Origin of the sequence: Rhodoblastus acidophilus (assembly GCF_009720655.1) — a bacterium.
GTDB lineage: Bacteria > Pseudomonadota > Alphaproteobacteria > Rhizobiales > Beijerinckiaceae > Rhodoblastus > Rhodoblastus acidophilus_A.
This window is the reverse complement of sequence record NZ_WNKS01000027.1, coordinates 1-16042: the sequence shown is the minus strand read 5'-3', so window position 1 is coordinate 16042 and position 16042 is coordinate 1. Positions and strand designations below refer to the sequence as shown.

General features: G+C 64.5%; 12 protein-coding genes and 2 riboswitches. Of the genes, 6 read left to right on the top strand and 6 right to left on the bottom strand.

The window, feature by feature from the left end; genetic code table 11:
- Positions 1-7: 7 nt before the first annotated feature.
- The 3 genes from GJ654_RS19310 to fabI all read right to left on the bottom strand — a co-directional run bounded on the left by GJ654_RS19310 (position 8) and on the right by fabI (position 5143).
- Positions 8-3151: an efflux RND transporter permease subunit gene (locus GJ654_RS19310; RefSeq protein ID WP_155447819.1), complete on the bottom strand. Its 3144-nt coding sequence runs from the start codon at positions 3149-3151 to the stop codon at positions 8-10.
- A gap of 1 nt (position 3152) precedes the next feature.
- Positions 3153-4265 (bottom strand): efflux RND transporter periplasmic adaptor subunit, encoded by a 1113-nt coding sequence (locus GJ654_RS19305; protein ID WP_155447818.1) that lies wholly within the window; start codon positions 4263-4265, stop codon positions 3153-3155.
- An 89-nt stretch (positions 4266-4354) separates the two neighbouring features.
- On the bottom strand, positions 4355-5143 hold the full coding sequence (fabI, locus tag GJ654_RS19300) for an enoyl-ACP reductase FabI (protein WP_155447817.1): 789 nt from the start codon (positions 5141-5143) through the stop codon (positions 4355-4357).
- Between the two features lie 391 nt (positions 5144-5534).
- On the opposite strand from fabI, the gene ppk2 reads away from it, so the two are divergent.
- Both ppk2 and GJ654_RS19290 read left to right on the top strand, forming a co-directional pair.
- On the top strand, positions 5535-6386 hold the full coding sequence (ppk2, locus tag GJ654_RS19295) for a polyphosphate kinase 2 (RefSeq protein ID WP_155447816.1): 852 nt from the start codon (positions 5535-5537) through the stop codon (positions 6384-6386).
- Positions 6387-6539: 153 nt separating this feature from the next.
- Positions 6540-6821, top strand: coding sequence for a hypothetical protein (locus GJ654_RS19290; RefSeq protein ID WP_155447815.1), 282 nt, complete (start codon positions 6540-6542; stop codon positions 6819-6821).
- Between the two features lie 78 nt (positions 6822-6899).
- Here the strand turns inward: GJ654_RS19290 and cbpB are convergent, their stop codons facing one another.
- From cbpB to GJ654_RS19275, 3 genes are all read right to left on the bottom strand, one after another.
- Positions 6900-8285, bottom strand: coding sequence for a peptide-modifying radical SAM enzyme CbpB (gene cbpB, locus GJ654_RS19285; protein WP_155447814.1), 1386 nt, complete (start codon positions 8283-8285; stop codon positions 6900-6902).
- On the bottom strand, positions 8282-8419 hold the full coding sequence (cbpA, locus tag GJ654_RS19280; protein ID WP_155447813.1) for a modified peptide precursor CbpA: 138 nt from the start codon (positions 8417-8419) through the stop codon (positions 8282-8284). Before cbpA ends, cbpB begins: the two co-directional genes overlap by 4 nt.
- A gap of 76 nt (positions 8420-8495) precedes the next feature.
- A riboswitch (cobalamin riboswitch) is annotated at positions 8496-8678 on the bottom strand.
- A gap of 32 nt (positions 8679-8710) precedes the next feature.
- Positions 8711-10171: a cobyric acid synthase gene (locus tag GJ654_RS19275; protein ID WP_155447812.1), complete on the bottom strand. Its 1461-nt coding sequence runs from the start codon at positions 10169-10171 to the stop codon at positions 8711-8713.
- Positions 10172-10256: 85 nt separating this feature from the next.
- Positions 10257-10439: riboswitch (cobalamin riboswitch) on the top strand.
- A gap of 77 nt (positions 10440-10516) precedes the next feature.
- On the opposite strand from GJ654_RS19275, the gene GJ654_RS19270 reads away from it, so the two are divergent.
- The 4 genes from GJ654_RS19270 to cobO are packed head-to-tail and all read left to right on the top strand — an operon-like array spanning position 10517 to position 15914.
- Complete coding sequence (locus GJ654_RS19270) at positions 10517-10912, top strand: DUF1636 family protein (protein ID WP_196305625.1); 396 nt, start codon at positions 10517-10519, stop codon at positions 10910-10912.
- Positions 10899-11930, top strand: a complete 1032-nt coding sequence (cobW, locus tag GJ654_RS19265; protein WP_155447810.1) for a cobalamin biosynthesis protein CobW — start codon at positions 10899-10901, stop codon at positions 11928-11930. The genes GJ654_RS19270 and cobW overlap by 14 nt, the downstream gene beginning before the upstream one ends.
- 3 nt (positions 11931-11933) lie before the next feature.
- Complete coding sequence (cobN, locus tag GJ654_RS19260; RefSeq protein WP_155447809.1) at positions 11934-15305, top strand: cobaltochelatase subunit CobN; 3372 nt, start codon at positions 11934-11936, stop codon at positions 15303-15305.
- 9 nt (positions 15306-15314) lie between these two features.
- On the top strand, positions 15315-15914 hold the full coding sequence (gene cobO / locus GJ654_RS19255; protein ID WP_155447808.1) for a cob(I)yrinic acid a,c-diamide adenosyltransferase: 600 nt from the start codon (positions 15315-15317) through the stop codon (positions 15912-15914).
- The last annotated feature ends 128 nt before the right edge of the window (positions 15915-16042 follow it).

Genomic DNA, 16042 nt, shown 5'->3' with positions numbered 1-16042 from the left:
TGTTTCGTCAGGCGGCTGGGGTCTTGATCTCCTCGGCGGGCCGCGCTCCCGGCCGCAGTTTCTCGCGTATGGACTGGAAAAAGACGTAGAGCGGTGGGATGGCGAAAATGCCGACGAAGGACGCCAGCAACATGCCGCCGAACACCGGCGTGCCGACATTGCGGCGCGCGAGTTGCGACGCGCCCAGCGCCACGACCAGCGGATAGAGGCCGAGGATGAAGGCGAAGGATGTCATCATCACGGGGCGGAAGCGGTCGCGCGCGCCAAGCTCGGCGGCGCGAAGCAGGTCCATGCCCGCCTCGCGCTTCTCCTTGGCGAATTCGACGATGAGAATGCCGTTCTTCGCCGCGAGGCCAATCAAGACGACCATGCCGATCTGCGCGTAGAGATCGAGCGTCAGCCCGCCCATGACCATGCCAATGTAGGAGCCGAGCATGCCGACGGCGACCGACAGCAGCACCGGCACGGGGATCGTCCAGCTTTCATAGAGCGCGACCAGGAACAGATAGGCGAACAGGATGGCGAAGCCCAGGATCATCGCCGTTTTGCCTTCCGCGCGCTTTTCCTGGAAGGACGTGTCGGTCCATTCTCCAGCGAAACCCGCCGGCAAGGTTTTGGCCGCCACCTGCTCCATCGCCGCCAGCGCCTCGCCCGAGGAATGGCCTGGAGCGGGGCCGCCCTGCACCGTAACGGCGCGGCGGTTGTTGTAGCGGATCAGCGCCGGCGGCCCGACGACCACCTTCACCTCGACAAGGCTGCGCAGCGGGATCATGTCGCCCGACGCGCTGCGGACGTTGATGCGGTAGATGTCGTCGACGCTGGCGCGGTCGGCGGCCTCCGACTGCACCTGCACCTGCCATGTGCGGCCGAACAGGTTGGTGTTGTTGACGAAATAGCCGCCGAGCGATGCTTGCAGCGACTGGAAGATCGTGTCGAGGGGGACGCCCAGCACCTGCGCCTTGTCGCGGTCGATGTCGAGAAAGATCGACGGATTGGTCGCCGAGAAGGTTGAGAACACGCGGCTGAGGGTGGGGTCCTGGTTGGCGGCGACCACCAAACCACGCAGCACCTGCGCCAGGGTTTTCGGGTCGCCCGCCTGCAGGTCCTGCAGCACATAGGCGAAACCGCCGCCCGTTCCCAATCCGATGATCGGTGGCGGCGCGAGGCCGACGACCGTTCCTTCGCGAATCTGCGCGAATTTCTGGCTGAGCCGCGCGATGATCTCCTTGGCCGACTGTCCCCCGCCCTGGCGCTCCTCGAACGGCTTCAGCGTCACGACGACAAAGGCTGAACTCGCCTGCGAATAATTGTCGATGAAGTTGAGACCGACGACCGAGGTGTAATCCGCGACCGCTTCCTCCTCCTTCAGCAAGGTCTCCGCCTGGGCGACCACCGCCGAGGTGCGGCCGACCGATGCGCCGCCCGGCAATTGCGCGACGACGAAGAAGGCGCCTTGATCGTCCTCCGGCAGGAAGCCGGTCGGCGTGATTTTCGACAGCGCGTAAACGCCAATGCCCGACAGGACGACGAACACCAGCCCGATCGATGAAAAGCGCACGAGCTTCGCCGTCGCGTCGCCGTAGCGGTCGCGGGTCCAGTCGATGGCGTTCATCACCCGGCCCATGATGCCGCGGCGGCCATGGCTGCGTTTCAACAGGACGCCGCACAGCGCCGGCGACAGGGTGAGCGCGTTGATCGCCGACAGCACCATGGCGACGGCGACGGTGACGGCGAATTGCCGGAACAATTCCCCTGAAATTCCCGGAATGAAAGCGACGGGCACGAACACCGACAGCAGCACCAGGGTGATGCCGATGATCGGCGCGGTGATTTGTCCCATGGCCTTTTTCGTGGCTTCGGCCGGCGTGAGTTCGGGGTGGTTCTCCATCACGTGCTCGACGTTCTCGACCACCACAATGGCGTCGTCGACCACGATACCGATCGCCAACACGACGGCGAGCAGCGACACGGTGTTGGCGGAATATCCGATCGCCTTGAGCACGATGAACGCGCCGATCAGGCTGACCGGCACGGCGAACATCGGGATCAGCGTGGCGCGCAGGCTGCCGAGGAAGAGGAAGACGACCAGGACGACGAGGACAAAGGCCTCGATCAGCGTCTTCTTCACCTCATGGATCGTGTCGGTGACGAAGACGGTGGGGTCGTAGGTGACCTTCCAGGCGAGATCCACGGGAAAGCGCTCCTGCAGCCCCGTCATGAGTTTTCGCACTGCGCCGAGCGCATCGATCGCGTTCGCGCCCGGCGACTGATAGATGGCGATGGCCGCCGCCGGCGAACCATTGAACCGCGTCTCGCGGTCGAGGTTGGCGGCGCCGAGCTCCAGCCGCGCCACATCGCCCAGCCGCAGGATCGAGCCGTCCGAATTGGTGCGAATGATGATGTTTTCAAATTCGGGGATTGTGGTCAGGCGGCCCTTGGTCGAAATGTTGAGCTGCAATTGCTGGTCGTTGGAGATCGGACGGGCGCCGATGCGACCGACGGCGGCCTGAAGGTTCTGGCTCTGAATCGCGTTGATGACGTCGCCGGTCGTCAGGTTGAGGCCGGTCAAGCGGTCCGTCTTGACCCAGGCGCGGATGGCGTAATCCTGCGGTCCCCAGAGTGAAGCGTCGCCAACGCCCGGCGTGCTCTTGATCTGGTCGAGCATGTTGATGGTGACGTAGTTCGACAGGAACAGCGCGTCATGGGTGTTGTTTGGCGAATAAACCGAAATCACGCCCAGCAGCGCCGAGGATTTCTTCTTGACCGTCACGCCCTGTTTCTGCACCTCCGGCGGGAGTTGCGCGAGCGCGATCTGCACGCGGTTGTTGACGTTCACCGCATTGATGTCGGGGTCGGTTCCCAGCTCGAAGGAACAGATGAGCGTGTAACTGCCGTCGTCGCCGCTGACGCTCTTCATGTAGATCATCTTGTCGACGCCGACGACCTGCGCCTCGATCGGCTGCGCCACCGTCGATTCCACAACCCCGCCATTCGCGCCGGGATAGAGGGTCGTGACCTGCACCTGCGGCGGCACGATGTCTGGATATTGCGCGACGGGGATGGTGAGCAGCGCGAGCAGGCCCGCGATGGTCGTGATCAGGGCGATGACGATCGCGAAACGGGGCCGGTCGACGAAGAGAGAGGAGAACATGTCAGTTCGTCCCCATCGAATCCACGGCGGGTCTCGCGCGCACGGGCGCGCCCGGTCTGACCGCCTGCAGGCCATCGACGATGACGAGGTCGCCCGCCTTGAGTCCGTCCTCGACGATCAGATCGTCCTTGAAGGCGCCGCCGGTCTTGATGCGCCTGGCCTCCGCCTTGTCGTCCTGAACCACGAACACGTAGACGCCTTTCTGGTCGGCCAGCAGGGCCGCCTGCGGAACGACAAGCTTTTCCTCGGGCTTGTCGCCCTGCAGCACCACGCGCACGAATTGCCCGTCCACCAGCGCGCCGTTGGGGTTGGGGAAGGAGGCGCGCACGTTGATCGTGTCGGTGGCCTTGTCGACGCTGACGTCGACGAAATTGAGTTCGCCGTTCTCGTCGTATTTCGAGCCGTCGGCGAACTTGATCCCCACCTTGACTCTATCGCGCGGCACGCTTGAACCGTCCCGCCGCATTCTCAGGAATTCGCGCTCGCTGACCGGAAATTTCACGTACATCGGGTTCTGGCTGACGATCGTGGTCAGCACGCCGCTGTCGGGACCGACCACGTTGCCGACGGTCACGTTGGTCGCGCCGATCTTGCCGGCGACCGGAGCGGTGATGTCGGTGTAGGACAGATTCAGCTTGGCGAGTTCAAGGGCGCCCTCGTTGGTGACGATCTGGCCCAGAGCCTGCTGGTCGGCGGCGATCGCCTGGTCGCGGGCCACCTGCGTGCCGGTCTGCTTCGCCAGCAATTCCTCGGCGCGCTTCAATTGAATGACGCTCAGTTCCTTGGCCGCCTTGCTGCGCAGCAAGGCGCCTTCGGCCTGCTTCACGTCGGCGTCGAACTGGCCTTTTTCGATCCGATAGAGCGGGGCGCCTTTCTTGATCGTGTCGCCCTCCTGGAACAGCACGGCCTCGAGAAACCCTTTTACGCGCGCCCGGACCTCGACGCGTTCGATGGCGCTGACGCGGCCGACGAATTCCATCGCCGGCTCGACCGGCGTCGGCGCGACCTTCACAACGCCGACCGGGACGGGCTGCCCCTGCTGCGCCGACGCGCCCGTGCAAACAAGGAGGAAGGCGCACAGGGCGCCGCGCAGCGCAACGAAGCGCGGGAGCATGGTATCCTCAATCCGTTTTAGACCATCCATCTGTCCACGCCGCTCCTTGCTTCCAATCTCTGCGGGCGCGCGTCGCCACGCCTGCCGGGTCAGTCGATAATGTGATAGCCGCCGTCCACGAAGATCGTGTCGCCGGTGATGAGCTTCGCGGCGTCGAGCGCCAAGAACGCCGTCGCCAGGCCCACGTCGTCTATGCTGACGAGGCTGCGCGCCGGCGCCTTTTCGCGCGCCTTTTCCAGGAGTTCGTCAAATTCGGGAATGCCCGAAGCCGCTCGGGTCGCCAGCGGTCCCGGCGAAATCGCGTGAACGCGAATGCCCTTCGGGCCGAGCTCGGCGGCCATATAGCGCACCGACGCCTCCAGCGCGGCCTTCGCCACACCCATGATGTTGTAATTCTCCACCACGGTCTGCGCGCCGTAATAACTCATGGTGAACAGCGTGCCGCCATTTTTCATCAGCGGTTCCGCCAGATGCGCGGTGCGGATGAACGACCAGCATGACACGTCCATGGTGGTCAAAAAACCTTGCTTGCCGACGTCCACGACGCGGCCGTGCAGAGCCTCCCTCGGCGAGAAGGCGATGGAATGAAGAACGAAATCCAATTCGCCCCAGGTCTTCCCGATCGTGTCGAACACGGCTTCAAGCTGCCCCTCCTGCAGCACGTCCATTGGCAGCAGCAGGGTCGCCTCAAGTTCCTTCGCCAGAGGTTCGACGAATCGCTTGGCCTTTTCCGTGTGGTATGTGACGGCGAGTTCGGCGCCGAGCCCCCGGAACGCCTTGGCGCATCCCCAGGCGATCGACTGGTCGTTGGCGATGCCGATGACCAGACCCTTCTTGCCGTCGAGCAGTTTCGCGATGTCGCGATATTTCGGAATCATCGCGCGATCCTTTCCCCCTCCCAGGGTTAAGCAGATCGCCGACTGTAGACATTTCTCATGTCAAGTCAGCATGCTCCGCGCCTTGATTTGCGCCGACTCGGGAACGGTATTCCGTTGAGTCGTTTCGTGCAAGCCCAAGCAGGGACCAAAATTCGTCCGATAGACTTTGTGAGCGATACTACTAATCAACTGAAACACAAGAAAAAATATGGTGCTTGTTGTCCAGCTGAAGGCATCGCCGCATAGGCCTTTCGCGGTACGCTCGTTGATCTGATCCGAGAGACGATCGTCATATAGACGCGCTCGGGCCAACGACGGTAACATCCGCTCACCAAGACTTTTTCGTCACACGTCGCAATCCTGTGGCGACAGAAGTCGACAGGAGCTGCCCATGTGCTCGAAACGGATCAAGAAGGGCGACAAGGTCCAAGGCGCGGAACTCGACGCCGCGCATGACAAAAAGCTCAAATCCAAAGCCTATCTGCGCGAACTCGCGGACCTGCATGTCGAACTGGTCAAGCTGCAGCAATGGGTTATTCACAAGGGCCTCAAGGTCTGCATCGTCTTCGAGGGACGCGACGGCGCGGGCAAGGGCGGCTGCATCAAGGCGATCACCGAGCGCGTCAGCCCGCGCGTCTTTCGCGTCGTCGCGCTGCCCGCGCCGACCGAGCGCGAAAAGTCGCAAATGTATGTGCAGCGCTACATCCGCCATTTTCCCGCGGCCGGCGAGGTCGTGATCTTCGACCGCAGCTGGTACAATCGCGCCGGCGTCGAGCGCGTGATGGGCTTCTGCGACGAGGCGCAGGTCAACAGGTTCCTGGAGGTCGCGCCGCAAGTCGAGAAGGCGATGGGAGAATCGGGCATCATCCTGCTGAAATACTGGCTTGAAGTGAGCGAGGAGGAGCAGGAGCGGCGCCTCAAGGCGCGCATTGGCGATGGTCGCAAGATCTGGAAACTGTCGCCGATGGACGTGAAGTCCTTCAGTCGCTGGTATGATTATTCGAGGGCCCGCGACGACATGTTCCGGGCCACCGATACGTCCTGGGCGTCCTGGCATGTCTTGCGCTCGGACGACAAGAAGCGCGCGCGGCTCAATCTCATCTCGCATCTGTTGAAACAGTTTCCGTACGAAGACGTGCCGCGCGAGAAGGTCAAGCTGCCGAAACGGCAGGACCGGGACGGCTATGTCGAGCCGGACTACCCTTACAAATACGTGCCGGAGTTGAGCTGGAAAACATCCTGATGACGACGCCGTGACCAGAGCATTTTCAAGCGAAGCGGATGCCGGTTCGCGTGAAGAAAATGCGTCAAAACAAGACTCCAGAGTTTTTGCATGTTTCCATGAAACGTGAAAAAACTCTAGGCGTCGAATGGTTGCGGTGAAGTGGAGTTTAAGATGCGCGCCGAAACATTGTTGCGGAAACTTCGGCTGCAAGAGGCTCTCTCTGAAGCGGAGCTCACTGCATATCTCGGCAAGTTGACGCCGGACGGCGCGCTGCCGCCGTTGGAAGCTTTGACGCTGCTTGAAATGCTCGGGCAAAGGACCGGCAATCTGTCCATCGAGGACATAAAGGCGGTGTCGAGCCTGGCCAGTGGAAATCCCCTGCCGGCCGAGAAAGGCGGGGGAATCGACGAGACTCAGGCCATGCGGGCGATCATTTCAAAATTGAGCAGGTGAGACACCGTACTGGCGTCGCCGTTCGCCAAGGCGCGGCCAAACGGCGAAGGATTCAAAATCCCTCGCCGCCGAGGGCGCTCAGCTTGCGCCGATGCAGCAGGTGGTTTCGGCGCCTTCGTCCCAGCCCTCCCAGAGGAAGTCGTCCTGACGTCCGTCGGCGATGAGGCGCAGGGCATAACGCGTCTGCTCCTTGTAGAATTCGCAGAACGCGCCCTTCTGCTTCATGCCTCCGTTCATTTCATGCGCTTCCGCCGGGCAGGGCGAACCGCAGAAATGGCGGATGGCGCAGGTGGCGCAGTCCTCGATGTCCTCGACCTTGCGGCCGATCACCAGCCGGAACGGGTCACTTTCCAGCACGTCCGCAATCTTGTCCTGGAACAGATTGCCGCCGGCAAAGGCGGGCAGGCCGATGAACTCGCTGCACGGGAACAGATCGCCCCCCGGGGCGAGCGCGAAAAAGCTGCGTCCGCCGCCGCAAGGCGAAATGTCGCACATCAGCCGCCGCGCCGTCGGCGCCAGAATCGCGATCAGGATGTTGGCGAAATTGGCGACCACCAATTTGCGGCCGGTTTCCTTGTAGAGTTGGTGCGTGCGCTCCAAGGCCGCGACAAAAGCCTTCGCCACCTCGGCCTCGCCGCCGTTGACCTCGCGGGCGCCGGGCATGGTGCAGCGGGTGACGTTGAGCATGCAGGCGGGCACGCGGTTTTCGTGGAAAAACTCCACCAGTTGCGTCAGATAAGGCAGGTTCTGCGAGGTCATCGTGCAGATGACGTTGAAGCCCGGATAGCCCTCAAGCATCTTGATGGCGCGCACGACATGATCGAACACGCCTTCGCCGCTCCAGCGTTTTCGCGTGCGGTTGGCGACCTCTTCCACCGGGCCGTCCAGCGACAGGCCGATTCCGACGCCGCGCTCGGTGAGGAATTTGACCGCCTCCTCATCCAGCAGGGTGGCGTTGGTCTGGACGCCGAAACGGAATTTTCCGCGAAAAGCGTCGATGCCGGCGAAAATGGCCTCGCGCGCCAGAAGCGGCTCGGCGCCGTGGAAAATCACCTGGGGCAGGCGGTCTTCCGGCATGTGGCCGCGGAAATAGACGTGCAGCCGCTCCAGGGCGTCCAAGACCTCGGCCGTGTCCATCTGCTTGCCGCGCTTGCGCATTTCGCCGGGGATGTAGCAGTAGGAGCAATTGAGGTTGCAGCGCTCTGTGGCGTTGAAATAGACCGCCGACGGTTTGAGGTGAAACCGCAGCATCTCCATCTCACGGGCGAAATCCGCGCCTTTTTCGGCAAAAGTCTCGCGCAGCGCGCCGCCGGCCAGCGCATTCGAAACGTCTTCCTTGCGCACCAGGCCCCAAAAGGCGCTGTCGGGCTCGACCAATGCGATATGGGTGGGATGCTCGATGTCGAACGGCGAAAGAGGGCTCCTTTCGGAGCCCTCCGCGAAATTGCGCGGAACCGCGCTCAACGCTTCACCTGCTTGTCCATGAGGACATAGTGCGACAGGCCCGTGCCCTCGGCGTCGCAGGTTTTTCGCAGCGCGATCACCGCCGGGCGCGTGTCCGACTTGGGTTCGGTTTTGCAATCAGGCGTCGTCTTCATGGCATTCTCCGATGCGCAATGAGGGACGTCGGCCAAGCGCGTACGCTCGCCGAAATCCTTTCCATCGGATTTCGCCCCTCGTCACTCTCATCCAGCAGGTCTTCTGGCTCTCGGATCGTCCGGAGCAAGACGTCTTCCCAGCAGGGTGGACCCCGCCAGTGACTGGCTTTGAACCAAGTCTGCTCCGTCCCCGATTACAGCGGCGGGACCGCCGCGGATTTGCACCGCGTTCCGGGATACTGGATGTCTGGCCGGTTAGAACCGAACCGCGATCCTGTCAAGGCATATCCGTCAGCGCGCAACCTTGAGCAAGGCGTCCACGGAGATATGGCGTTCGAGATGACCGGCCAGAGCATCCAGCGTCGCGTCGAGGTCGTGTTCATAATCGAGGTCGGAGGCGGGCGCGCCAATCCAGTCGAGCCAGACGCGCCGCTGGCGGTCGTCGTTGAACAAGCCATGGACGTAGCAGCCCCGCACCCGGCCACTGGGCCCGATGGCGCCTTCGGGCCGACCGTCTTCGAACCGCAGCAATGGGCGCGACATATCGGGGCCGGTGGTCCGCCCGACGTGGATTTCATAGCCATGAAACGGCGCGCCCTCCGCGACAGAGGCGCCGGCGCAGCGCCGAAGCGTCTTGTCGCCGGCGAGCACGGTTTCGACGTCGAGCAGACAAAGCCCAGGGGACTCGCCGGGCGGCCCCTCCACCCCCTCGGGATCGGCGACGCGCCGCCCGAGCATTTGAAAACCGCCGCAAACCCCCAAAACCTTGCCGCCGTGGCGCACGTGCGCATGAATGTCGATGTCCCAACCCTCTGCGCGCAAAACCGCGAGGTCGGCGAGGGTGGCCTTCGACCCCGGCAGGGCGATCAGGTCGGCGTTTCCTGGCAGAGGCGCCCCGCGCGGCGCGAACATCACCCGCACGCCCGGTTCGTGTTTCAGGGCGTCGAAATCGTCGAAATTGGAGATGTGGGGCAGGTGCGGGATGACGACGAGCTTTTCCCCTCCAGTTTCCCGCGCGGGACGATCGAGCGCCACGGCGTCCTCTGCCGGCAGGCGCGCGGCTTGCGGGAAATACGGCACAAGCCCGAACGACGGCCAGCCGCTGCGCTCCACGATCGCCTGCATGCCCGCGTCGAACAGAGTGGGATCGCCGCGAAACTTGTTGACGACAAAGCCCTGGATCATCGCCGCGTCCTCGGGGTCGAGCACGGCGCGGGTTCCCACGATCTGCGCGATGACGCCGCCGCGGTCGATGTCGCCGATCAGCACGACGGGCGTGTCGGAGGCCCGCGCAAAGCCCATGTTGGCGATGTCGTCGGCGCGAAGGTTGATCTCGGCGGCGCTCCCCGCGCCTTCGACCAGCACGATGTCGGCCTCCGCGCGCAGGTGAGCGAAACTTTCGAGCACATTTTCGCGCAGGCGCGGCTTCCAGCTTTGAAAATCCCTTGCGCGCACGGAGCCAAGGGCCTGGCCGCGCAACACCACCTGCGCGCCAATCTCGCTTTGCGGCTTGAGCAAAACGGGATTCATGTGAACGCTCGGCTCGACGCGGCAGGCGCGGGCCTGCAAGGCTTGCGCGCGGCCGATTTCGCCGCCATCAGCGGCGACGGCGGCGTTGTTCGACATGTTCTGCGGCTTGAACGGGCGCACCTTGAGGCCGCGCAACGTCAAGGCCCGGCAGAGGCCGGCGACCAGCAACGACTTGCCGACGTCCGATCCCGTGCCTTGAAACATTAACGCGCGGGCCGCCATGCGAACTCACCTTGCCCTGGGGGAGGTGACGCGCTGGGGGACCGTCGCCTTCCTTTTGTCCGCATTGACAGTGCATGCGTCTGAGCCTACCTAAATTCAAGACGGTCTTCGCGCAAGCGAGGCTAAGAGTGAATACGGTTTCGAAACCGTAGCTGCCCCCGCAACTGTGATCGGGAAGTCCTCGTCAAAAGCCACTGGAGCCATCCGGGAAGGCGACGCGGGCGTCGGACCCGAGAGCCAGGAGACCTGCCGTCGCAAATACTGACCTGAACGGGCGGGGCGTCTCGTTCGGGGCGCCGGCTGTTTTCCGTGCGATTGCTCACGCCCCAAGCTCGTCGAGGCGCCGTGGCGGAGCAGAACACGAATTCAATTTTCATTCATGTCTGCGCGACCTGCCGTGCGGAAGGCGAGCCGCTGGAGCCGCGCGCGGCGCGGTCGGGCGCGCGCCTGTTCGCCGCCTTGAACGCGCATCGCGGCGACGACGATCCCACTGTGATCGCCGTCGAGTGCTTCAGCGCCTGCCGCCGGTCCTGCTCCCTCAGTTTCTCCGCGCCCGGCGCCTGGACTTATCTTTGTGGCGACCTTTCCGCGGACACGGACCCGCAACTCATCCTGGATGCCGCCAGGCTTTACGGCGCTTCGCCTCAGGGCGTCATCCCCTGGAAGATGCGCCCGGATTTTTTGAAGACGGGGGTCATCGGCCGCTTCCCGCCTTCCGTAGGGAGACCTGAGCGTGTTTGACAAAATTCCCGCCACCATCGTCACGGGCTTCCTCGGCGCCGGCAAGACCACGCTGATCCGCGGCCTGATCGAGAACGCCGGCAATCGACGCCTCGCGCTGGTGATCAACGAATTCGGCGATGTCGGCGTCGACGGCGAAATTTTGAAGAGCTGCGGCATCGAGTCGTGCCGCGAGGAGGACATTGTCGAACTCGCCAACGGTTGCTTGTGCTGCACGGTGGCCGACGACTTTTTGCCGGCCATCGAAGCGCTGTTGAAACGCGCGCCGGAACTCGACCACATCATCATCGAGACCTCGGGTCTGGCGCTGCCGAAGCCGCTTCTCAAGGCCTTCGACTGGCCGCAGGTGCGCTCGCGCCTCACTGTGGACGGGGTGATCGCGGTCGTGGACGCTGCGGCGGTCGCCGACGGTCGCTTTGTCGATGACGCCGAAGCGCTGGCCGCCGAGCGCGCCGCCGACCCCTCCGTGGAGCACGACAATCCGCTCGAAGAGGTCTACGAGGACCAGCTGCTCTGCGCCGATCTCATCGTGCTCAACAAAATCGACCTGCTCCAGCCGACCGAAATCGAACGCGTGAAAAGCGCCGTGGAAGAGGCGAGCAGCGGGCGCGCAAAGGTGATCGCGACGCAGGAAGGCCGCGTCGACGCCGATGTCGCCCTGGGCCTGGAGGCCGGCGCCGAGAACGATTTGGACTCGCGACCCTCGCATCATGACAGCGAAACCGATCACGACCACGACGATTTCGACTCCTTCGTCGTCGACATTCCCGCATTGGAAAATCCCGCCGATTATGTGCGCCGCCTCGGCGAGGTCGCGGGCCGCCACGATGTGTTGCGTATAAAAGGGTTTCTCGATGTCGCGGGCAAGCCCATGCGCCTTTTGGTGCAGGGCGTGGGGTCGCGTTTCCGCCAGCATTACGACCGCGCCTGGGGCGCGCGGGAGGCGCGGCGCGGACGTCTGGTCGTCATCGGCCAAAAGGGTCTGGATCGCGCGGCGATCGAAGCGGCGCTCGGCTGACGCATGCATATTCTGCGCGCGGAGCTTCGGTCGCTCGACGAGACGGCGCAAGCCGTCGATCTCGACCAGTCGCGCGCGGACATTGTCGCTCTGTCCTTTACCGACAGCGATCTCAACGTGTTGGCGAAAGCTTGGGACGCTCTGGGCGCCGAGCCCGCGACGGCGGGCCTGTCGCTGCGACTCGCGAGCCTCGCGGACCTGCGCCATCCCTATTCGGTCGATCTCTACGCCGAAAAAGTCATTGCGCACGCCCGCGTCGTCATCGTTCGCCTGCTCGGCGGGCTGGATTATTGGCGTTACGGGGTCGAGGAGTGTTTTCGCATCGCCAAGGCGAAGGGCGCGCGTCTCGTGGTGGTTCCCGGTGATCCGCGCGAAGACCGGCGCCTCGACGAAGTTTCGACAGTGGGGCAGGGCGACCTGCGCCGCGTCTGGCGCTGGTTTCAGGCCGGCGGTGTCGACAATGCCACGCAAATCCTGCGTTACGCCCTGAGTGAACTCGGTCCTCCCCAAACACTCCTGGAGCCGCGCGAAGAAGCGCGCCTCGGCGTTTTTCCGCGCGCCTGCCGGCTCGCGCCCGCCGAGGCGCCGTCCGCGAAAATCCTTTTTTATCGATCCGCCTGGATGGCTGGCGACACCGAGCCTTATGAGGCGCTGGCGGATGCGCTGGGGAAACAAGGCTTTCGCGTCGAGGCGTTATTCGCGACCAGCCTCAAGGATCCGGACGTGGTCGAAGGCCTGCGGCGCGCTTTTTTGGCCGACCCGCCGGACGTGATTCTCAACGCGACCGCCTTTTCCGCCCGACTCGACGATGGCGGCAGCGTGTTCGACGCCTGCGACGCGCCGGTGTTCCAGGTCGCCGTCAGCCTCGCCAACGAGGCGCAATGGCGGGAGTCGTCGCGCGGCCTCGCCCCCTCCGACCTGGCGATGAATGTCGCCTTGCCGGAAGTGGACGGGCGGCTGTTCGCCGGCGCCATTTCGTTCAAGGCGGCCGAACCGCCGATTCGCTGCCTGGAATACGCCCCGCTGCTGAGCCGCCCGCACGCCGAAAACATTTTGTTTGCCGCACAGCTCGCCGCCGCCTGGGCGCGGCTCAGAACAACGCCCGCGGGGGAAAAAAAGCTCGCCTTCGTGCTGTCGGACTACCCCGGCAAGGGCGGACGCGCGGGCTATGCGGTCGGGCTCGACACGTTCGCGTCCTTGGAGAAAATCGCCGAACGTCTCGCTTCCGAAGGATTTGTGCTCGGCGACATTCCCTCGGGGGCGGACCTTGCCAAGAGGCTGACCGGCCCCGCCTCCGAATTTTTCGACCTCGTTCGCTATCGCGAAGGACTGACGCAGGCGCCCGAAGAATTCGTCGCCGCGATCAACGCGCGCTGGGGCGAGCCGGAGGACGATCCGGCCTGCCAGGACGGACGCTTCCGTTTCGCGGCCCAAAAACTCGGCGACAGCATCGTGGCGCTGCAACCGGACCGGGGCGCCCGCGACGCCCGCAAGCACGAATATCACGACATCGCCCTGCCGCCGCGCCACGCCTATGTCGCCTTCTACATGTGGTTGCGCGAAAGCATCGGGGTCAGCGCGCTGGTGCATGTCGGCGCCCATGGCACGCTGGAATGGCTGCCGGGCAAGGCGGTGGCGCTGTCGCAAAACTGCGCGCCGCGCGCCACGCTCGGCGCGCTTCCCGTCATCTATCCCTTCATCGTCAACAATCCCGGCGAGGCGGCGCAGGCCAAGCGCCGCACCTCCGCGCTGGCGCTCAGCCATCTGACGCCGCCTCTGGTCGCTGCGGGCGCGCATGGCGCCGTGCAGGACATCGAAGGTCTGATGGACGAATTTGCCGAGGCGCAATCGCTCGACCTGCGCAGGGCGCAGCGCCTCGCCGAATTGATTCTTGAGCGCGCCCGTGACACGGGCCTCGCGGAAGAGGCGGGACTCGACAAAAGCCTGAGCGAGGAAGAGGCGCTGACGCGTCTCGACGCCTGGCTCTGCGATCTCAAGGAAATGCGCGTCGGCGATGGGCTGCACGTGTTCGGCGTCGCCGCCGAACCGGAACGGCTGGCCGCCCTCGCAGCGCTGTCCGGCGATTCCGCGCAGGCGCTGGAGCGTCTGAAAAAATGCCCGCAGGCCGAGATGGATGCGCTGGTCGCCGCGCTCGCCGGCCGGCGGGTTGCGCCCGGACCCGGCGGCGCCCCGGCGCGCGGGCGCATCGACGTGTTGCCCACCGGCCGCAATCTCTACGCCGTCGATCCCCGCTCCGTGCCCACACGCACCGCCTGGGAGCTGGGCCAACGCGCGGCCGACGCTTTTCTCACGCGCTACGTCCAGGATCACGGGGAGTGGCCGGGGAGTGTCGTGTTCGACCTCTGGGGCAGCGCGGCCGTGCGCACCGGCGGCGAAGATTTGGCGCAAGCCTTGGCGCTTTTGGGCGTGCGCCCGGTCTGGGACCATGCGTCCAATCGCGTCTCCGGTTTTGAGGTGTTGGAGATCGCCACGCTCGGCCGGCCGCGCGTCGACGTCACCGTGCGCATTTCCGGCCTGTTCCGCGACATTTTCCCCGAGCAGATCGCGCTTTACGATTCCGCCGTGAAGGCGATTTGCGCGCGAGACGAGGAGGGAGACGACAATCCGCTGGCGCAGGCCGCGCGCCGCGAAGGGTCTCGTTCCCGCGTGTTCGGCGCCGCGCCGGGCGTCTATGGAACGGGGGTCGCCCGGCGCGCGCTGACATCGGAGGATTCGCGCGAAAATCTCGGCGCGGCCTATCTTGAGGCGACCGGCTACGCCTATGACGGCGCGCAGGCGCGCGAAACCAAGGAGTTCGGCGCCCGGGTCGCGGCGTCCGACGCTTTTGTTCACGTGCAGGACTTGCCCGGCCAGGACGTGCTCGACTCCGACGTTTTTGCCGATCACGAAGGTGGGTTTGCCGCGGCGGCCGAAAGCGTTGGCGCCAACCCGAGCCTTTATCACCTCGACGCCACCAATCCGCATAACCCCAAGGCGCGCACGCTGGCGGAAGAAATTTCGAAAACCCTTCGCGCCCGCGCCGCCAATCCGCTCTGGATCGCCGGCCAGATGCGCCATGGGTTTCGCGGGGCGGCGGAAATCGCCGAGAGCGTCGACAATCTGCTTGCCTTCGCCGCGACCACCAACGCGGTGGCGGATCGGCATTTCGATCTGCTGTTCGATGCGGTGTGCGGGGATGCGACGGTTCGGGATTTTCTCGTCGAAGCCAATCCGCAAGCCGCCCAGGCCGTCGCAGCGCGATTCGAGAGCGCGCTGGCGCGCGGCCTGTGGCGCACGCGCCGCAACAGCGTCACGCCCTGGCTGAGCGAAATGCGGGAATTGGCGGCGGCGCGGCTCCGCGAAGAAAACGCCTGAGGAGGGAACATGAACGACGCCGCGCGACATCAGGCCAAAATGGCGAAGCGCAAGCAAGTGCAGGACGCCGAGATCGCCAGCAAGACCATCGAGTCCAAGGGGCTTCTCGTCGTCACCACCGGCCCTGGAAAGGGCAAGAGCACTGCGGCGTTCGGGCTGGTGCTGCGGGCGCTGGGCCACGGCTGGCGGATCGGCGTGGTCCAATTCGTCAAGGGCCGGGACACCGGCGAGCGCCGCGCGCTGGAACGGTTCTCCGATCTCGTGACCTGGCATACGATGGGCGAGGGCTTTACCTGGGTGACGCAGGACCGCGACCGAGATGTCGCGGCGGCGGCCCGCGCCTGGGAAAAGGCGCGCGACCTGATGGCCGACCCCGAGATCAAGATGGTGGTGCTGGACGAGCTGAACATCGCCCTGCGCTACGACTATCTGCCGCTCGACCAGATTGTCGCCGAACTGGCGGCGCGGCGGCCCGATCTTCATGTGGTCGTGACCGGGCGCAATGCGAAAAAGGAGCTGATCGAGGCTGCCGATCTCGTGACGGAAATGGGTCTGGTGAAGCACCATTTCGCCGCTGGGGTCAAAGGACAGGCCGGCATCGAATTTTGAGGCGAGCGCTGCTATCCGCAGCCTCAAATGCTGATGCGCTCGACTCCAGCCGCGTTCATGGCGTGTTCCGGTCGTTTTGCATGGCCCACAGGCGTGCATAGAGCCCGTTGGGGTTCTTCAGCAACTCG

Coding starts and splice junctions, on each gene's coding strand:
- fabI (WP_155447817.1), bottom strand. CDS start 5,143: ATGATTCCGAAATATCGCGACATCGCGAAACTGCTCGACGGCAAGAAG.
- GJ654_RS19310 (WP_155447819.1), bottom strand. CDS start 3,151: ATGTTCTCCTCTCTCTTCGTCGACCGGCCCCGTTTCGCGATCGTCATC.
- GJ654_RS19275 (WP_155447812.1), bottom strand. CDS start 10,171: ATGGCGGCCCGCGCGTTAATGTTTCAAGGCACGGGATCGGACGTCGGC.
- cobN (WP_155447809.1), top strand. CDS start 11,934: ATGCATATTCTGCGCGCGGAGCTTCGGTCGCTCGACGAGACGGCGCAA.
- GJ654_RS19305 (WP_155447818.1), bottom strand. CDS start 4,265: ATGCTCCCGCGCTTCGTTGCGCTGCGCGGCGCCCTGTGCGCCTTCCTC.
- cbpA (WP_155447813.1), bottom strand. CDS start 8,419: ATGAAGACGACGCCTGATTGCAAAACCGAACCCAAGTCGGACACGCGC.
- ppk2 (WP_155447816.1), top strand. CDS start 5,535: ATGTGCTCGAAACGGATCAAGAAGGGCGACAAGGTCCAAGGCGCGGAA.
- GJ654_RS19290 (WP_155447815.1), top strand. CDS start 6,540: ATGCGCGCCGAAACATTGTTGCGGAAACTTCGGCTGCAAGAGGCTCTC.
- cobO (WP_155447808.1), top strand. CDS start 15,315: ATGAACGACGCCGCGCGACATCAGGCCAAAATGGCGAAGCGCAAGCAA.